This is a genomic window from Paenibacillus sp. LX16, assembly GCF_036252815.1.
Taxonomy (GTDB): domain Bacteria; phylum Bacillota; class Bacilli; order Paenibacillales; family Paenibacillaceae; genus Paenibacillus; species Paenibacillus polymyxa_B.
The window spans coordinates 4,514,378-4,531,152 of sequence record NZ_CP141152.1 but is presented as its reverse complement, the minus strand read 5'-3'; the positions used below and the strand labels follow the sequence as shown (position 1 = coordinate 4,531,152).

General features: G+C 48.0%; 16 protein-coding genes and 1 pseudogene. 9 read left to right on the top strand and 8 right to left on the bottom strand.

Features of this window, described 5'->3' with window-relative positions; genetic code table 11:
- Window positions 1-33: 33 nt before the first annotated feature.
- The 5 genes and pseudogenes from T3H97_RS20240 to T3H97_RS20220 all read right to left on the bottom strand — a co-directional run bounded on the left by T3H97_RS20240 (window position 34) and on the right by T3H97_RS20220 (window position 4,906).
- On the bottom strand, window positions 34-648 hold the full coding sequence (locus T3H97_RS20240; protein ID WP_328802856.1) for a methyltransferase domain-containing protein: 615 nt from the start codon (window positions 646-648) through the stop codon (window positions 34-36).
- Between the two features lie 123 nt (window positions 649-771).
- A pseudogene (locus T3H97_RS20235) lies at window positions 772-927 on the bottom strand (putative RNA methyltransferase); the annotation flags it as partial.
- 220 nt (window positions 928-1,147) lie between these two features.
- Complete coding sequence (locus T3H97_RS20230; RefSeq protein ID WP_328800695.1) at window positions 1,148-2,503, bottom strand: dipeptidase; 1,356 nt, start codon at window positions 2,501-2,503, stop codon at window positions 1,148-1,150.
- Between the two features lie 190 nt (window positions 2,504-2,693).
- Window positions 2,694-2,870 (bottom strand): YjfB family protein, encoded by a 177-nt coding sequence (locus tag T3H97_RS20225; RefSeq protein ID WP_023990044.1) that lies wholly within the window; start codon window positions 2,868-2,870, stop codon window positions 2,694-2,696.
- A 56-nt stretch (window positions 2,871-2,926) separates the two neighbouring features.
- The gene (locus tag T3H97_RS20220; RefSeq protein ID WP_328800694.1) at window positions 2,927-4,906 is read right to left on the bottom strand and encodes a methyl-accepting chemotaxis protein; all 1,980 of its coding nucleotides are present in this window, start codon (window positions 4,904-4,906) and stop codon (window positions 2,927-2,929) included.
- Between the two features lie 164 nt (window positions 4,907-5,070).
- On the opposite strand from T3H97_RS20220, the gene T3H97_RS20215 reads away from it, so the two are divergent.
- Complete coding sequence (locus T3H97_RS20215) at window positions 5,071-5,487, top strand: hypothetical protein (RefSeq protein ID WP_250240175.1); 417 nt, start codon at window positions 5,071-5,073, stop codon at window positions 5,485-5,487.
- Window positions 5,488-5,706: 219 nt separating this feature from the next.
- Here the strand turns inward: T3H97_RS20215 and T3H97_RS20210 are convergent, their stop codons facing one another.
- Window positions 5,707-6,834 carry an SGNH/GDSL hydrolase family protein gene (locus tag T3H97_RS20210; RefSeq protein ID WP_328800693.1) on the bottom strand — a complete coding sequence of 376 codons (1,128 nt, stop codon included), beginning with the start codon at window positions 6,832-6,834 and terminating at the stop codon, window positions 5,707-5,709.
- A 257-nt stretch (window positions 6,835-7,091) separates the two neighbouring features.
- The gene (locus T3H97_RS20205; protein WP_328800692.1) at window positions 7,092-7,805 is read right to left on the bottom strand and encodes a GT-D fold domain-containing glycosyltransferase; all 714 of its coding nucleotides are present in this window, start codon (window positions 7,803-7,805) and stop codon (window positions 7,092-7,094) included.
- 215 nt (window positions 7,806-8,020) lie between these two features.
- Here T3H97_RS20205 and T3H97_RS20200 point away from each other — a divergent pair, with 215 nt between their 5' ends.
- The 5 genes from T3H97_RS20200 to T3H97_RS20180 are packed head-to-tail and all read left to right on the top strand — an operon-like array spanning window position 8,021 to window position 13,060.
- Window positions 8,021-8,728, top strand: coding sequence for a glycosyltransferase family A protein (locus T3H97_RS20200; RefSeq protein ID WP_328800691.1), 708 nt, complete (start codon window positions 8,021-8,023; stop codon window positions 8,726-8,728).
- 19 nt (window positions 8,729-8,747) lie between these two features.
- Window positions 8,748-9,728, top strand: coding sequence for a polysaccharide biosynthesis protein (locus tag T3H97_RS20195; RefSeq protein WP_250240170.1), 981 nt, complete (start codon window positions 8,748-8,750; stop codon window positions 9,726-9,728).
- Between the two features lie 2 nt (window positions 9,729-9,730).
- Window positions 9,731-11,080, top strand: a complete 1,350-nt coding sequence (locus T3H97_RS20190) for a nucleotide sugar dehydrogenase (RefSeq protein ID WP_328800690.1) — start codon at window positions 9,731-9,733, stop codon at window positions 11,078-11,080.
- A complete protein-coding gene (locus T3H97_RS20185) occupies window positions 11,073-11,948 on the top strand; it encodes a class I SAM-dependent methyltransferase (protein ID WP_328800689.1) in 876 nt (291 codons plus the stop codon). The genes T3H97_RS20190 and T3H97_RS20185 overlap by 8 nt, the downstream gene beginning before the upstream one ends.
- Window positions 11,945-13,060: a tetratricopeptide repeat-containing glycosyltransferase family 2 protein gene (locus tag T3H97_RS20180; protein WP_328800688.1), complete on the top strand. Its 1,116-nt coding sequence runs from the start codon at window positions 11,945-11,947 to the stop codon at window positions 13,058-13,060. Before T3H97_RS20185 ends, T3H97_RS20180 begins: the two co-directional genes overlap by 4 nt.
- On the opposite strand, the gene T3H97_RS20175 is transcribed toward T3H97_RS20180, so the two are convergent.
- Complete coding sequence (locus T3H97_RS20175; RefSeq protein ID WP_328800686.1) at window positions 13,052-13,930, bottom strand: DUF72 domain-containing protein; 879 nt, start codon at window positions 13,928-13,930, stop codon at window positions 13,052-13,054. The genes T3H97_RS20180 and T3H97_RS20175 overlap by 9 nt on opposite strands.
- A 255-nt stretch (window positions 13,931-14,185) precedes the next feature.
- On the opposite strand from T3H97_RS20175, the gene T3H97_RS20170 reads away from it, so the two are divergent.
- The 3 genes from T3H97_RS20170 to T3H97_RS20160 all read left to right on the top strand — a co-directional run bounded on the left by T3H97_RS20170 (window position 14,186) and on the right by T3H97_RS20160 (window position 16,715).
- Window positions 14,186-14,971 (top strand): class I SAM-dependent methyltransferase, encoded by a 786-nt coding sequence (locus tag T3H97_RS20170; RefSeq protein ID WP_274482489.1) that lies wholly within the window; start codon window positions 14,186-14,188, stop codon window positions 14,969-14,971.
- 22 nt (window positions 14,972-14,993) lie between these two features.
- Window positions 14,994-16,004, top strand: a complete 1,011-nt coding sequence (locus T3H97_RS20165; RefSeq protein WP_328800685.1) for an MBL fold metallo-hydrolase — start codon at window positions 14,994-14,996, stop codon at window positions 16,002-16,004.
- Window positions 16,005-16,079: 75 nt separating this feature from the next.
- Window positions 16,080-16,715, top strand: a complete 636-nt coding sequence (locus T3H97_RS20160; protein WP_328802855.1) for an NAD(P)-dependent oxidoreductase — start codon at window positions 16,080-16,082, stop codon at window positions 16,713-16,715.
- The last annotated feature ends 60 nt before the right edge of the window (window positions 16,716-16,775 follow it).

Here is a 16,775-nt window from a genome sequence, read left to right as displayed (position 1 = left end):
GTGGTCCCATGCTGTGAATGCTTTTTTGGTATTCTATTTTTTACCGCATAAGATGAGCAAATCTACTGTGACATACGGTAAATGTATTTCCTGCACTCGCTGCCAGTCTGCTTCCGTAGCTCCCCACGATAAGGGAGTCATATGGAGCAAAGGTTTCATGAGGTCGGCATTTAACATAAAACGATAGGTTACCCGTTCGGCGGATAGAAGTTTAAAATGATCTTTAAATCGGCTTAATATATTATCATTCGAATAAGCAGGCTTATTCTTTTTCTGTTCATACAAGCATCTCAATTCCCGAAGATAATATTGTTCGGGAATGACCTTCAGGACGCAGCCGTCCTCCGAAAGAATTCTTGTAAATTCAGCATAATTAGAAGGGGATAAAATATTGAGTACACCGTCAAATTGTTGATTTGAAAACGGACAATGAGCCAGATCTGCAACACACCAGAGGGTATGAGGATATTCTTTGGCTGCGGCCACAATACCTTCTTTAGACAGATCCATACCTACGCTTGTAAGCTCGGTGATTCCCTTCCAGGTCAGCTTATCCTGAATGTGGCTTAAATGAGTGCCTTCCCCGCAACCTGCATCGAGCAAATAAAGGTGTGATTGTTGATCAAACAGCGGCTTCATAAATTTCATTATAGTGCTGCTTATCATTTCATTTAAGGGATCAAAAAATCCGCTATTGCACATCATTCTTCTGGAGGAAAATAGTTGTTTATCATATTTGGTCTTATAGGACCGGGCGGCTAAATGTAAATACCCGTTTTTTGAAAGATCATAGCAATGATGATTCGTACATAGGAGGCTTTTACCTTCCACCATACGCATTGGTTGAGAGCATAGAGGACACCTAAAGAGATGTTGATGCTTCCCAATCAGGCCAGCCTTTATCTCGTGTTTATTCCATTTGGACACAGAAAAGCACCCCGTTCATTCGTATTTGGTGAATGAAAAAGGTACAGCCAAATAAACCCAACGCATTTTTTGAAAAAATGGTTGAGTTTTACATGAACTGTACCTCACATTACCGTAAACGAATGAACTGAATAATCATATTGTGCAGCGCTCCTCAAAAAAAATAGAAAGGGCTTTCGCCCTCTCTAGTGTAACTTAGTCATCAGAAGTTGTCATGTGCTTACACCGATTTCAAAAACTCTACAATCGTCAGCAGACCCTTGTCGAAATTCTCCAAATTAAAATGCTCGTTGGGCGCATGCAGGTTCTCATCTGGCAAGCCAAAGCCCATCAGCACGACCGGGGCAGTCAGCACACGGGAGAAGGTTTCCACGATTGGGATAGAGCCTCCATCCTTGGTAAAGAGGGCACGTACACCGTATACCTTCTCAAAAGCATCGGCTGCCGCTTGCAGAAACGCGTGTGACGGGTCGATGTTAAAGGCGTTCGCTTTTTCACCCTGTTGAATATCCAGAGTAGCTCCTGCCTGAACATGGGCGCGCAAATGGCGCTCGACTTTGTCCAGAATGTCTTGCGGGTTCTGGTTAGCCACCAAGCGGCACGTGATTTTAGCATGAGCTTCTTTCGGAATGACCGTTTTCGTGCCTTCCCCTTGGAAGCCGCCGTATACGCCGTTCAGCTCCAGTGTCGGACGCGCCCCAACACGCTCAACGAAGCTGAATCCTTCTTCGCCATAAAGGGAATCAAGTGCGAGATCTTGTTGCAGCTTGCTCTCATTGAAGCCTTGCTTCACGAATTCTTCTCTCATCTCTGCCGATAATGGAGCAACATCGTCGTAGAATCCTTCGACGCTTACGCCGCCTTTGTCGTCATGCAGGGTTGCCAGCAAGGACACCAGAGCGTGCAGGGCATTCGGCACGCCGCCACCGAAAGAGCCGGAATGTAGATCTGTGTTCGCCGTATGAATGGCGACTTCCAGTGAACATAGACCACGCAAACCTGTGCAAATGGCAGGCTTTCCTTTTTCGATCAAGGAAGTATCGGACACCAGTACAGCATCCGCAGCCAGACGTTCAGCTCCAGTTTGCAAAAACTCAAGCAAGTTCGGACTGGACACTTCTTCCTCGCCTTCAATGCAAAATTTGATGTTCAGCGGCAATGTGCCTTCCTGCTTCAAAATAGCCTCAACTGCCTTAATGTGCAAAAAAACCTGTCCTTTATCATCTGTCGCTCCGCGCGCATACAATTTTCCATCACGGATGGATGGCTCAAACGGCGGCGTTTCCCACAGGTGAAGCGGGTCTACGGGTTGTACATCATAGTGTCCATACACGAGAATCGTTGGTTTACCAGGTGCGTGCAAATGATCGGCATATACCAGCGGGTGCCCTTTGGTTGGAATGATTTCAACGTTTTCTAGACCGGCAGCAGTCAGTTTGGCCGCCAGCCACTCAGCTGCTTGGTTAATGTCCTTTTTGTGCTCCGATAATGCTGAGATACTTGGAATGGACAACCACTCCTGTAACTCCCCCAGTTGTTGCTCTCTGGCTTTTTCAAAATATTCAGAATAACTCATAAACTATGTATCCTCCTTTTTCAATGTAAATCGTGTGAATGTTGCGCTATCCTCCGAACCAAGGCCGTGGACGATATGTCTAGTTTACTACGTTTTGTACTGAACGAAAAATAGGGAGATAAAAAAAAGATTCTACCCGGGTCTGTCCAGACCTGAGCAGAATCGCTCTTAACCAAGCATATGAAAGCACTTATGCGCGAATGTCCAGTTGACCGCCAAGATGAGGCTGTACGCTTTTTTCCATCATCTGCACTAAAGCCTGTCCTTGTTCACTGGCCTGATCCTTAGCCATACTTAATACCTTCACACTTACAGCTTGAGCCAAGCTGGCCTGACTCATACCTGTTGATAATGCTGCGATATCCATGTTCCAACCCTCCCTCATTGTGAAGACTCTTTCTCTGTATTTATCGGTTGGAACGGTTATTTTGTTTCATCTAATTGGAATTGTGTCAGTAAATCTTGAAGCTGCTCTGCCAGACGGGTCAAGTCTGCGGCAGACGAACCGATCTCTTCCATGGAGGCGAGCTGTTCCTCTGCGGCTGCGGACACGGTCTCCGTATGGGATGCCGCTTCTTCAGCGATGCGTGTAATTTCCTCCATGCTACTAACGACTGTACTCGTTCCATCTGCGACGCCAGCGGTAGAAGCTGCGACGTTATCGAGCTGCTTCGCTGATTTGGCTACCGCTCTACGGATGCGAGAGAAGGAGCGACCGGACATGTCTATGGAATTGATACCTTCGCTTACACGTTCCTTGGCGGATTCCATGGCAACCAGGGCTTCAGATACACCGCTCTGTATCCCTTGAATCTGTTCACGAATTTGTTGTGCGGAATAAGCTGAGTTTTCAGCCAGCTTGCGGACCTCTGTCGCCACGACAGCAAAACCTTTGCCATGCTCCCCTGCGCGTGCTGCCTCAATGGAGGCGTTCAATGCGAGCAGATTAGTCTGACTGGCGATTTCCGTAATGACAGTGACAATCGTTCCGATTCGTCCAGACCGGTCACTCAAAGCACTGATAATCGTATCCAGTTCTTCCACGGTAGTGCGAATACCATCAATGGAAACGACGCTGTTGCCGATATGCTCACTGCCTGCATCCGACGCCTGAATGGCCTGTGTGGAGTAAGTGGTCATTTCAGTCATGGTTTCGGTCATCGCGGTAATGTCTGTTGCCATGCCGCTAACCCGTTGCTGATTATCTTTAGCGCTGTTCACTTGGCGTTCGCTGCCTGCGGCCACATCTTGAATGGCTATGGTCACATGCTCAATGGCACGAGTCGTTTGTTCGGCACCTGCTGCAAGCTCTTGCGAGGAAGCCGACAAATTACCTGTCAGCGCTTGAATTTCTCTAATCATGTTGCGTAGGTTATCTACCATTTGTTGGAAATATCTTGATAGTTCACCAATTTCATCTGTGCTGGTCGTTGCCACGTTAATTGAAAGATTACCTTGGCTGATGGCATCCATAGAATTACGTAATCTTTGGATAGGCTTAAGTATACTGCTGATTATCCACAGTGCGAGCACACCAATGATGATGGCTGCAATCACCAACACTACGATCGTTGTAATAAGAATCGGTTGGGCGGAGGCACTGGTTTCTGCTTTGTCCATCGTTCCGGCAATTTTCCAGCCTGTCAGCGTATTGGTTTTGAAAATCAGGTGTTTGTCTACACCATTAAGATCGTAACTAAAGCTGCCTTCTTTGGAGGCAAACAATTTGGGTATCGTATCCCCCATTTTGGTACTTCCGCTGACTTCTGTCGGGTGGGTAACGATACGTTTGGTACCATCTAATATCATAATATAGCCATTTTGTCCGATTTTTAAATTTGTGATTTCTTTTAAATTATTCAGGTTCAGCGAAAGACCGAGAACGCCACTGTTGTCGGGAAGTGTACGTGAAATATATACGACGGGGACCTTAGCTGTATTCAGTCCGACAGGGCTGATTACAGTTTGTCCGGGTTTCTCCATGGCCTGTTTGTACCACGGACGCTCACGAGGATCGTTTGTTGAACCTACGGCTTTGCCGATAATGAGTTTACCTTCGGGAGTTCCTACAAACATATCAACGGCTTCGGCATGCATTTTCAAATAAACTTGCAACCTCTTCAGGATGTCTTCATCTGCTTCAGCACTGTTATCACTAGCCGTCATCGTCGTAGAATAATATTCGAGATCAGCGATTTTGGCTTGTATTGTTTGAGTAACTGCACGATCAGATGAGGTAACGCTAGTTGTCGCACTGTCAAGTAATTGGCGATCCGTTTGGTTATAAGCTGCTTGATAAGAAAAAGTACTTACAATAATGCTAGGGACAAGCATGACCAGTAGAAATGCTGCTGTCAATTTCTTTCGTAGTGTTAATGTTTTGAATCGTCTCAGTTGTTTCATCAAACCCCTGCTTTCTATCTACATATTCATTTCTAATATTTATACCATATGTATTTACTATCGGTTATTTTGAGCTGAATTGATAGATTTATTACTAATTTGTCCAATACGCTAAAAAATTTCTTGCATAGCATGGAGTATCTTGCAATTTGGAGGGATAAGGTATGGGTTTTTTTCTGGATATGAGAAGCTCCACCAATTCATCAAAAACAGGTGAGGGTCCCGATATACAGCTGGGTCCTATACCAGAGCGGTTCGGTTTAATTACCCTGCGAACCTTTCTTGTGCCGGGTCCAATTGTAACTTTTAGTGGTTCCATTGGCCTGATCGGTGAGCTTGGCGATACGTATGCGGTTGAAATCGTGCGTGGAGCCGACTATGATCCGAGTGAGATAGTCTACCGTGCCGAGGGGGTACTGGGTGTGACTGGATCTAATGAAACGCAAGCTTTTAATGCACAGGATCTGTCTGCTCCCTGGGCAATACAAACAGTATATTCTTCTTATATTTCTGGTGTATCAACCACTGTACGTAATGGTCCAGAGGTATTCACGGGCATCGCTTCGACTCCGTTTTTGTAAATATATCAGGTGAATATTTCTTTGGTAAATGCTCGCTGCCTGTTCGTGGTTCTCCTAGAATAGGACGCTGCGCCGAAGCTTAACTAGCCACGAGCATAGACAGACATCTGCTACAGACTCGTGGCTATAATTCTCAACAACACCCAGAGCACAAATGACCTAGTTGTTGTAATTACCTTTATAAGCGTGTTCTACAGAGTTGATTGTGCTTCTCGGATTCTATTTCTTAAGAATCTCTCGCAAATACACTGTCAACTCATCTGCCGCTTTGGTATGGGCGGAGAGCCCGGGATGGCTGCGAGATCCTATCGTTTCTTCCGTCGTGTTAGGTAGTTGAAATACCGACACATTTCGATCCCTCGTTCTTTTCTTGTATGCGTCTACCGCTCGGTAGATTGAGGGCATCATAGGAGTACCCAGCATCCCATAGGCCCATACAATATGAGCAGCAGGATTGCAATTCCGAAGCTTGACAAGAAGACATTCGATAGCGCTTTCAAAAGCTTGTAAATCTTCTTCATTGAATGTGCCGTCCTCGTTCAAGCGTTGCTTGTACACTTTCCCGCTTTCTGGGTCCGTCCATGCAGGAGAATAAAAGGCTCCCCCGTCATTAGTCCCCAAATTTACCACGACCACGTCCGGCTGCCATGAGGTAAAATCATGATCTGAAAATGCCCCTAATGCTTCATTTCTCTCACCGGTCAGCACACCACATACCTGCTCATAATATGCCGGTATGTTCGTATCCGGATTATTATCCCAGCCCGTTAGGACACCCCAGCCGCTTTGTGAAAACACTCGGTAGTCCGCATCCAGTGCTTCAGCTGTTATGGCTGTATAATTGCGCAGTGCTGTGAACAGCATGGGAACCCAGTCTGTCTCGTCCTTCGCTCCAATCGTTCCTTCTCCCGAGGTAATGCTGTCACCGATAAATTCCACCTTGAGGGGCTTATCAGGGACTGGCAGCAATTCCCCGTCAACCTTCAGGGCATGAATTTGCAACAAGCAGCGCGGGTCCGAACTCATAGGCTGGACATCCTTGACTATACGGACATTTTTGACCGTGTCAGGGTTCAACCCTCTCAAAAGACAGATCCAATGCCGTCCTGCGGTCACCATCAGGCGACTCATCGGGACACCATTAATGACGATACTGATCCAGGACTCATACACCTGGTAATCGGCTTCAATTTCAATCCACAGCTCTGAGCCTTTGATATTCAATTCAATGCCACTGCCTGTCCAAAACAGAGTAAGAGGTTTACGTGTTTGCGTAGTTCGACCATGAACCTTTACATGCTTTGCTTTAGCAAGTGGGTATGTCTTCAATCTCTTGTTATGTGACATTTTCGATATCCTCCTCATAATTTCTAAATGAATGCTAGTTTCTGTAATATTGTAAAAGAAGTGACAGGGAATCTCAAATTCTATTTCTAAACAAGCAAGGGTCCAAGGCTTTATATGGATTATTCTTTTCGATCATGGACTTAGGACAACATATGATATCAAAAAGCACCCGCAAATTTCAATTTGCGGGTGCTTTTTGATATACGGAGCAAAGATTACTTTCTAAGTGGATTTTTTCACAAATATTATTTTATCTATTAATTAGCTTTGCCAAACATGACGATATTAATCGCCTTGCCGAAGTCTATACCTATTTTGCCAGTTAGCTCTGCTGTTTTTTGTGCTAACACGACTGCATTGACACCACAAGAGAACAGCGCAATATCAAAGTCATCTTTGTGTGCTGCGATCCATTGAAGTGTTTCAGGCATTTGTTCATATTGATGAAATGCCAGCGTGTGAGCGATATGCAGCTTGTACGGATCGGCCTCAAGAACAGGTTTTGCTTCAGCGGCCGTCCGGGTGACCAGCAGAATGCGTCGATTTTTCAGCATGTCCCAGAAAGCGGGTGTCTCAGCCAAATACCGATTCAGGCAGGCGTGACAGGTCAGCGCGGGGGAAAGAGCATAGTGAGCAAAGACCTGATCGGTCAGCTCCCGCTTCATATAGGATGGTGCTTTAATAGATTCGTCATCATATGGCAAAATGCCAACAATGCTGGCTTTGCTCACTGCCTCAGCCACCGCGTCCCGTAGTTCCGTATTCGGTAGAAACAGTCCCTTTTGACCGAGATTGGCTTTGACCGCCCAACGTTCCTGTAATACCTTTTCCATCGGCCAGACGGTGTCCTGCGACAACACCAAATTTTCACCATCCCCAATACGAATGAGCGAAAAGGAATGGTGCTGATCGAGTGCCAGCTTCAATCGTTTCAGTACCTCGTCAATCTCCAGATACTTTGGATTCGTCATATCATGTTACCTCCCTGTCGTTCCTGCTTGTTCAACTTTTCAGATGGAGTAAAAAACTTTGTATTCTATCATATGTCGAAAGCGAAAAGGTTTTTGTATGAACGGCTATTCTTTTTGGATTCTACCTATTTTTACAAGATTCGTTGCATCTGTACGTGCCGTTTCGGGAGCGTCTTCATAACTTGAGAGAAGACGGTTGAAAGGGAGGAAGATCAATGAATCGCAAGATTGTAATTGAAATTAATTTTAATAACTATGGGATGAATCCCAACCGCCTGACACGTGAGTGGATCAGTGAGCGACTGGATATATTCAGAACCTTTACGCTGCGCAGTCTGCTCAGTCAGACGAATACGGATTTCTTATCTGTCGTCAAGCTGGCGGGCGGATGCAGTGACATTGTGGAAGAGGAACTGGCCCGACATGAGCCCATTCCCCACCACATCCGTTTTGGTACGAGCATCGAAAGTAAACGTCGTATCCATGCGTACATCGAAGGTGCGGACGAACTGCTCATTGCTCGAATAGATTCCGACGATTTGTATCACCAGTCATTTGTACAACAGTTGCATGATTACAAGTTTCAACCGGAGACGGTTGCGCTGGTGAACCAGATGGGTTACCTGTGGGATGCGGTTGAGGGGCAGATGGCACCGGTGTTTCACCGTTCGCCTTCTTTTTATGTGTTTCGCTATCAAGTGGAGGATTTTCTAAATGATTACCGTGTCGTCATTCCTGGGAAAGGAACGCACGGATATGTAACGGAGCTGCCGCATGAGGTCATTCCGCTTCGCAACTATGTGAACGTCATTCATGCCGCAAATACTTCTGTGAAAAAAGTGCCGGTAAAGGATCGGCTGTCAGAGAATGAAATGAATGCTGTGTTGGCTGAATTTCTGGGAACAGGTATTGCCAATTCGTAACGGTCAGGAGGAGATTATATTGTTCAAAGGAAAAAAACTGCTGGTGACCGGAGGAACGGGATCTTGGGGGCAACGCCTAACGGCTGAATTGCTGAAGGAGGGACCGGCGGAAATTCGTATTTTCTCACGCGGTGAATTTGCACAGATTGCCATGCAGCGGCAGTTTCAATCTGATCCTCGCCTGAATTTCATGATTGGAGATATTCGAGATCTACAGGCATTGCAGGAGGCATGTCGCGGAGTGGACTATGTATTCCATTTGGCGGCATTAAAGCATGTCCCTGTGTGTGAGAGACAGCCGGAAGAGGCTTTCAAGACGAACGTACACGGTACGGAAAACGTGATCCGGGCCAGCATTGAGCAGGGAGTCGCCAAGGTAATTGATGTCTCTACAGACAAGGCTGTAGATCCGGTGAATGTATATGGCATGACGAAGGCGATAGGTGAAAGACTGATGATCCGCGCCAACACTTTAAGTGAGCGTACTCGCTTTGTGTGTATTCGCGGCGGCAACGTGTTGGGGACGAGTGGAAGTGTCGTGCCTCTTTTCAAGCGCCAAATCGCGGAAGGGCAGGATTTAACGCTGACGAGCCCAGATATGACACGCTTTTTCCTCACGCTCGGAGAAGCGATTGGCTTGCTGCTGAAGGCTTCTGTCACGGCGATTGGGGGAGAGACACTTGTGATGAAAATGAAGGGCTGCAATATTGCAGATCTGGCAGAAGTGATGAAAGAACAGGCGGGTCAGCCTGCGTTGAAAGTGAAGGAGATTGGTATACGTGGTGGGGAAAAGCTGCATGAGGTGCTGATTTCGCCCTATGAGGTGCCGCATACGTATCGCTATGATGATCGCTATTTTGTTATTCTTCCCCAGCAAGCAGACAAGCGCTTACTGAGCCAATACGGTGGATTGGAACGAGTGAGCTTTGATCAATATCGCTCGGACGATGAGTTAATGGATCGCGCTGGAATTGCTGAGCTACTGCGAGGCATGGAGTAACGATGAAAGAGGTGGGTATTTTGCAGCTTATGGAAAAAATAACTAAAGGAACTGTAAAGGTTGCGGTAATCGGCCTCGGTTATGTAGGGCTGCCCATGGCAGTGGAAATGGCAAAGGCTGGTTATGATGTATATGGTGTGGATTCCGATCCCGTCAAAGTAGCCAAGCTGCTTCAAGGAAAGTCGTACATCATAGACATTGGTGATGATGCATTGGAAGGTCTGATCGGGCAGCAATTGCATCCGGTTACGGATATCAAGGTACTGGAGCATGCGGATATCGTCGTGATCTGCGTGCCTACGCCACTGACGGACGGACACCAACCGGATACGTCCTATATTGAAACGGCTATTGATCAGGCCATACCTCATTTGCGTAGACAGACACTGTTGATTCTGGAAAGCACCACCTACCCGGGGACGACTGAGGAATTGATTCGTCCGGTGATAGAGCAGCGCAGGGGTTGGACGGTGGGGAAAGATTTTTATGTGTGTTTTTCACCGGAACGTGTCGATCCGGGCAGTGTTCATTTTAACATTCGCAACACACCCAAGGTGATCGGCGGCTGCACGCCAGATTGTTTGGCAGTGGGAGTAGGTTTCTATGGGTCCTTTTTGGATCAAATTGTACCGGTCAGCTCGACAATCGTAGCGGAAGCCGCCAAGCTGTTTGAGAATACGTTCCGCAGCGTCAACATTGGAATGGTCAATGAGCTGACAGCCGCCTGTGAGAAAATTGGCATTAATATATGGGAGGTACTGGATGCAGCGGCAACCAAGCCATTCGGCTATATGCCTTTTTATCCGGGACCTGGCATCGGGGGGCATTGTATCCCGGTTGATCCACTATATTTGTCATGGAAATCCGAGCAGCATGGTTTTCCACTGGAATTCGTGGACTTGGCAGATCGCATGAATCGGCGTATGCCGCTGTATATCGCGGAGCGAATTGAAGCCATGCTCGCTCAGAAAGGTAAAGCCATAGACAAGGCCAAAATTATTCTGGCAGGTGTGGCCTACAAAAAGGACATTGATGATGTTCGGGAATCCCCAGCTCTTGTCCTGTTTGAACATCTAATAAAAATGGGAGCTTCGGTGAGCTTCACCGACCCGTATGTATCGAGCTTTAAGCTGAACGGTGAAGCAATTCCATCTCAGACAGCAAATGCCCTGCTATGGGAAAGTGCAGATATTGTAGTCATCACGACAGACCATTCTGTGGTGGACTACCAACAGCTGGTCGACCATGCCCCACTGGTCTTCGATACACGTAATGCGACTGTGCATTGCACAGGTGGACATGTCGTGATCTTAGGACATCCCGGTGATGGAGGGGGCGCCGCTGTTGGCTAACCGTGATCAGGTAAACGAACGTTATTACGGGCAGATCAATTCGGAGGAATCTCATGAAGCCACCCGCAATAGAATTCACTGGATTTGCCGCCATGTACAGGGCCATACGGTGCTGGATGTTGGGTGCAGTCAGGGCATAACTTCCATTTTGCTTGCGCGGGAAGGTTTTGAGGTAACGGCCATTGATTTGGAAGAGGACAGTATTTCTTATGCAAAAAAAGAACTTCGTCAGGAATCAACACCCGTCCGGGGAAGAGTCCACTTTCAGCTAAAGGACATTTCACAATTTGAGCGCCCTCCCGGTGGATTTGACACCATTATTTTAGGCGAGATTTTGGAACATTTTGCGCACCCCGACACTCTGCTGGCTCATGCTTATCGCTTGTTGAATAAAAAGGGAACGCTCGTCTTATCTGTACCTTATGGATACCATCCGTTTCATGATCACAAGCGGACTTACTATGCCGGGAGCCTCTCCCGTGTGTTGTATCCTTATTTTGATGAAAAAGCGCTGGAGGTGCATCACAAATATTTGTGCTTTGCAGGCCGCAAGAAGTCGAAAGAACTGCGTGAGGCCAAACCAAAGGTAGAGCATCTGAATGAGTGGATGAAACTGGACGAGGAGCAGTTTCGACTGGTGGAGCAGCAGCATGTTCGCAAAATGAATCAGCGAAAGGCAGCACTCGACAAGGCGGTACAGCGAATCCGGCATATGGAGGAACAACTTTTGCCGTTGCAAAGGTATGCACGTGCCGAACAGATAGACAAGACGCAGGCTGAAAGGAGCGGTGCATATACTGCTGGTGAGTCTACCGGAAAAACCACGGCAGAATCAGCCATAGGTAAAGGGGATGACGTGAAGTCATGACTGAGCATCCAATGACTATCAGCTTGTGCATGATCGTAAAAAACGAGGAGCAGACACTGGCACGCTGTCTGGATTCGGTCGCAGACCTGATGGATGAAATCATCATTGTGGACACGGGATCGACGGATCAGACGAAGTCGATAGCCGCCCGCTATACGGATCGGCTATATACGTTTGAATGGAGGGATGATTTTGCAGCCGCTCGTAATGAATCGTTTGACAAGGCGACGTGCTCCTACATCATGTGGCTGGATGCGGACGATGTGCTGCTGGAGCCGGACCGTGAGCGCCTGCGTGCCTTGAAGCAGCGTTTGTCTATGGATATCGACGCAGTGGTAATGCCACTTCAGTTGGCAGAGGGGGAGCAGGGTGAACTGTTGTTCACCTCACGCCGTATCCGTCTCGTGAAGCGTGAGCGACAATACCGCTGGGAAGGGCGTCTGCATGAGGATCTAGTGATACCTCAGGGGCAAATCCTTCACTCGGATGTGGCAGTAACTCACCGCCGAATGCAAGACCACACGCTCCGTAACCAACGTATTCTCGCCCGGTGGATCAGCGAAAACGGCAAGCTGGAGGGGCGTCTGCTGTATTTGCACGCGAATGAATGTTTTGACCGTAAAGAATATGCCGAGGCGGTAGAGGCGTTCAATCATCTGTTGGAGGAGCCGAGCGGCTACCGTGAGGATCGGATTTATGCTTGTGTGCGGTCGGCGGAATGCTATCTTCACCTTGGGAAGCCGGAGCAACAGCTGGATCGTCTGTTACGCTCCTTTCGATACGGTGTGCCGCAATCTGATTTGTGCTGCATGATCGGTGACTGGTTTTTCACAAGAAACGAATGGAGCACTGCGGCATACTGGTACGAAAAGGCATTGGAGCAACAGCATCACCTTCCGGGTATGCGACCTGTTCCACTACCATGCTACTCCTGGTTACCTCATGTGCGGCTCAGCCATTGCTATGCCCATGTAGGTCAGCTGGACGCTTCGTATGAGCATAACCAAACCGCTTTACGCTATTTACCTGACGACCCGTATTTACTGGATAATGCATGCAAGCTCAAGGAGGCAATTTCCAACTCCCCACCCTCAGCCCGTTCCTCAAAATAGTTCAAGCTGCTCCGGCCCGTTATCCTCTTCGGGTGGCTTGCGAGGGGGAAAAGGTTTAGGGTCCATGCCAAGCATGGTCATGAGCTGCTTGGCGTTAGCAGCGGCGTCTCCACCTGAGTTGTTATTGAAAATAACACACACCTCACGGCTTTGCTGCTCCAGCTCTAGCAATCTGTCTCTCCATTCGGTCAACTCTTGTTCATTGTACCGATACAGATAACGAATCTCCCGCCAATTAGGCGCGGAGCTTTGATTCCAGCCCGATATGTTCCGTCCGTGGAGACGTACGACTGTCAGATTGCTGTCTGTAGCCAACGGCACAATGGGAACCGACCCTGGTCCTGCCTGCGGCTCGTCGCATACGCTGTGTATCCAGCCTTCTTCACGCATGAATGCCAGCGTTTGTTTCCGAAAATCGGGTGTGAACCAGCTTTGATGTCTGAATTCAAGTACGGATGGGACCTCTCCCATCCTATTTTTTGTGTCTCGCAGTATGGCGACATTCTCACGTGTACAGTCGAACCAGGGTGGGTACTGAAACAGCACGGCTTTGAGCTTGCCCGCTTCGTGAAGAGGCTGTATCGATGCATGCAGTGCTTCGTACATGGCATCTATTGTTTTGAAGTAAGGCTGCTTGCCGCGGGTATGTCCAGTCATGCCTTGGTAGGCTTTGACGAGAAATGAAAAAGAGTCAGGGGTTTCCGCCGCCCAGCGTGCCATACGATCTGTGGGCTGCACCGCATAGAAAGAACTATCCATTTCTACTACCGGAAAATGGCTTCCATAGATACTTAGTTTTTGGTTAGCTTTGGTACCCGTTGGATACAAGTCATCGTGATCGCCCCAACCCGTAAGTCCAATTTGAATCATAATTTCCCCGCTCCTTTCCTTCATGAAAACTTTTAAAGGCGTTCCCATGAATCATTTTAATGATAAAATGGGGTGAATCACATGAAGTTGGTATGAAGTTCCTATGAATATTTAAGCTCAAATACGGTTATTGTAACATGTTTCCTTATTCAGGATTTTGCAAAACCCTTATTCGTAATGCTTTTGAGTTTCCAGTTTGAAAAAGCTAATATAGTATGTAATAGAGTGAAAATGAGTTCATGGAGGAGAAACGGTATGGCAGAATGGTACGAGCAAAGCTTTGGGGAAGATTATTTATTGGTATACAAGCATCGCGACTTTCAGGGAGCCTATCAGGAAGTGCAAAAAATGATCTCCTGGCTCAAATTACCGCAAGGCTCCAGCGTATTGGATTTATGCTGTGGGATGGGCCGTCATTCGCTTGCGCTCGCAGATGCAGGTTATAAGGTGACCGGTGTAGACCTTTCCAATGTGTTGCTGAGAGAGGCTCGTGCAGCTGATTCCGAAGGGCGGGTAAGTTGGCATCAAGGGGATATGAGAGAGGTGCCGCTGGATGAAAGCTATGACGCAGTGATGAATTTGTTCACCTCCTTCGGTTATTTTGAAAAGGATGAGGAGCAGCTTAAAGTATTAAAGGAAATATATCGGTTGTTGAAGCCGGGGGGACGCTTTATCATAGATTATTTGAACCCTGCTTACGTAACCGCTCATTTGGTACCGCATTCGTCACGGGAGGATGAAGGGAATTGGATTGAGGAGCATCGGGTCATTGAAGATGGATTTGTGAAAAAGCAAATTGCGATTCGGTCAGCTGCATCCGTTACGGGCACTGAGGCAGCCTCTGCTCTGGGCACGACTCCTACTGAGGGAGAACCAGCGCGCGTGTATCATGAACGAGTGAAGCTATATCCATATGAGAAGTTTCGTGGATTGCTAGAGCAAGCCGGACTATCTGTAGAGCAGGTACATGGAAGCTATAATGAAGATCAATATATCGAAGATGCTTCGCCTCGAATGATTTTTGTCGGCGTGCGGGCTTGAAACAGAAAGGCGGATGGAAGCCATGAAAATGCCAGAGCTTACACCGTGTGAGCGAATAGACGGAGGCTTTCAGGTCAAAATATCCATGTCCTTTCCGCTGCGCTGGGTGAATAGCTATGTGCTCAAGGGAGAGCACGGTTTTACGATTGTAGACCCGGGGCCGCGCAATATGGACACCGAGGCAGAATGGGCGCATGTCTTCCAACAGCTGGGAATGTCCTTTGGGGATATTTCGGACATTGTGGTAACTCATCATCACCCCGATCATTACGGATTGGCGGGCTGGATGCAGCAGCAAAGTAAGGCTCGTGTACATATGTCAGCTCGAAGCCATAAGGAAGCGATGATGATGTGGGACGCACCAGAATCGACGGTCGCTATGGAGAACAGGCTTCCCAGCTTTTTTGTCCAGCATGGCTTTCCTTTGGAGCAAGTGTCGGCCTTGGAATTACATATGCGGCAGGCATATTTGCAAGTGAATCCGCAGCCTGAGATTACCGTTATTCCTACCGGAATGGACGCTCGTCTGGAATGGGGTGAACGCAGTTGGCTGCCCGTCGAGACAGGAGGACATGCGCCCGGACATGTGTCCTTATATGACCCGAATAGCGGCGTTATCCTCTGCGGTGACGCAGTTTTGCCGCAGATTTCTCCTAATATCAGTCTGCTGCCAGACAGTGATGCCCAGCCGTTGAAGTCTTATGTAGACGGTTTGCAGCGTCTAGGCGAGCTGGAGGTAGCGTGGGCATATCCGGGGCACCGCAATTCGTTTGGTTATTTTCGGGAGCGGACGCAAGCGTTGCTGGCGCATCATGAAGAACGGCTGGATAAATTCCAGCAGCTGATCCAACCGGAGGGCAGCACAGCCTATGAGCTGTGCATTGCCATGTTCGGTGGCAAGCTGGGTATTCACCAGCTAAGGTTTGCCATGTCCGAGACGCTGGCTCATCTGGTGGAGCTGGTGCGCCGTGAACGGGTCTCTATGAGCGAGACGGACCCCATCACTCGCTTCTATCCGCTTTGCCGTCAATAGTCTCGGAAAGTTATCCAACAAGTGACATGACGAAGCAACATGACAAGCGGCATTCATGCCGGAAAAGAGGATTTTATGAATTTGCTGCTGCTGGGAGCTACCGGACGCGTAGGACGGTATATATTAGATTATGCATTAGCGGACGGTCATGCCGTTACTGTCCTTGTTCGTTCACCGGACAAGCTGGAGGATTACGCACCCGGATACGGGAATCAGCTGCAAATCGTACAAGGCGATGCCACAAATGCAGAGGACGTAGCACAAGCACTGAAGGGTGGGGCGACGGTTGTGATCAGTGCGCTGAATACAGATGGAACGACTACCTTATCCGTTAGTATAGGCCTGCTGATCCGAGTCATGCAGGAGCAGTTTATTTCCCGGCTTATTACGGTAGGAACGGCAGGGATTTTGCAAAGCCGGACCGAACCGGACCTGTATCGATATGAGTCCTCCGAGACCCGGCGACGCAGTACTCGTGCGGCCGAGGAACATCTGCGAGTGTACGAATTGCTACGTGAATCGGCACTAGACTGGACAATTGTATGTCCAACCTATCTGCCGGATGGAGCGCGGACAGGGATTTATCGTGTGGAAAAAGATTTTTTGCCTGAAGGCGGCTCACAAATTACCACCGCGGATACGGCTGATTTTACCTATCGTCAATGCAAGAGTTACGAATTTATCCGTACACGGGTAGGCATTGCCTACTGATCGTGGAACGCCAAACATAGCTTCATTTTTAAGCATTCAACCAGAGCGCGGTAAGTGTAC

What these genes read in the sequence shown, in the direction of transcription:
- T3H97_RS20240 (WP_328802856.1), bottom strand. Translation starts at nt 648, where the DNA reads ATGAAATTTATGAAGCCGCTGTTTGATCAACAATCACACCTTTATTTG.
- T3H97_RS20230 (WP_328800695.1), bottom strand. Translation starts at nt 2,503, where the DNA reads ATGAGTTATTCTGAATATTTTGAAAAAGCCAGAGAGCAACAACTGGGG.
- T3H97_RS20225 (WP_023990044.1), bottom strand. Translation starts at nt 2,870, where the DNA reads ATGGATATCGCAGCATTATCAACAGGTATGAGTCAGGCCAGCTTGGCT.
- T3H97_RS20220 (WP_328800694.1), bottom strand. Translation starts at nt 4,906, where the DNA reads ATGAAACAACTGAGACGATTCAAAACATTAACACTACGAAAGAAATTG.
- T3H97_RS20215 (WP_250240175.1), top strand. Translation starts at nt 5,071, where the DNA reads ATGGGTTTTTTTCTGGATATGAGAAGCTCCACCAATTCATCAAAAACA.
- T3H97_RS20210 (WP_328800693.1), bottom strand. Translation starts at nt 6,834, where the DNA reads ATGTCACATAACAAGAGATTGAAGACATACCCACTTGCTAAAGCAAAG.
- T3H97_RS20205 (WP_328800692.1), bottom strand. Translation starts at nt 7,805, where the DNA reads ATGACGAATCCAAAGTATCTGGAGATTGACGAGGTACTGAAACGATTG.
- T3H97_RS20200 (WP_328800691.1), top strand. Translation starts at nt 8,021, where the DNA reads ATGAATCGCAAGATTGTAATTGAAATTAATTTTAATAACTATGGGATG.
- T3H97_RS20190 (WP_328800690.1), top strand. Translation starts at nt 9,731, where the DNA reads ATGAAAGAGGTGGGTATTTTGCAGCTTATGGAAAAAATAACTAAAGGA.
- T3H97_RS20180 (WP_328800688.1), top strand. Translation starts at nt 11,945, where the DNA reads ATGACTGAGCATCCAATGACTATCAGCTTGTGCATGATCGTAAAAAAC.
- T3H97_RS20175 (WP_328800686.1), bottom strand. Translation starts at nt 13,930, where the DNA reads ATGATTCAAATTGGACTTACGGGTTGGGGCGATCACGATGACTTGTAT.
- T3H97_RS20170 (WP_274482489.1), top strand. Translation starts at nt 14,186, where the DNA reads ATGGCAGAATGGTACGAGCAAAGCTTTGGGGAAGATTATTTATTGGTA.
- T3H97_RS20165 (WP_328800685.1), top strand. Translation starts at nt 14,994, where the DNA reads ATGAAAATGCCAGAGCTTACACCGTGTGAGCGAATAGACGGAGGCTTT.
- T3H97_RS20160 (WP_328802855.1), top strand. Translation starts at nt 16,080, where the DNA reads ATGAATTTGCTGCTGCTGGGAGCTACCGGACGCGTAGGACGGTATATA.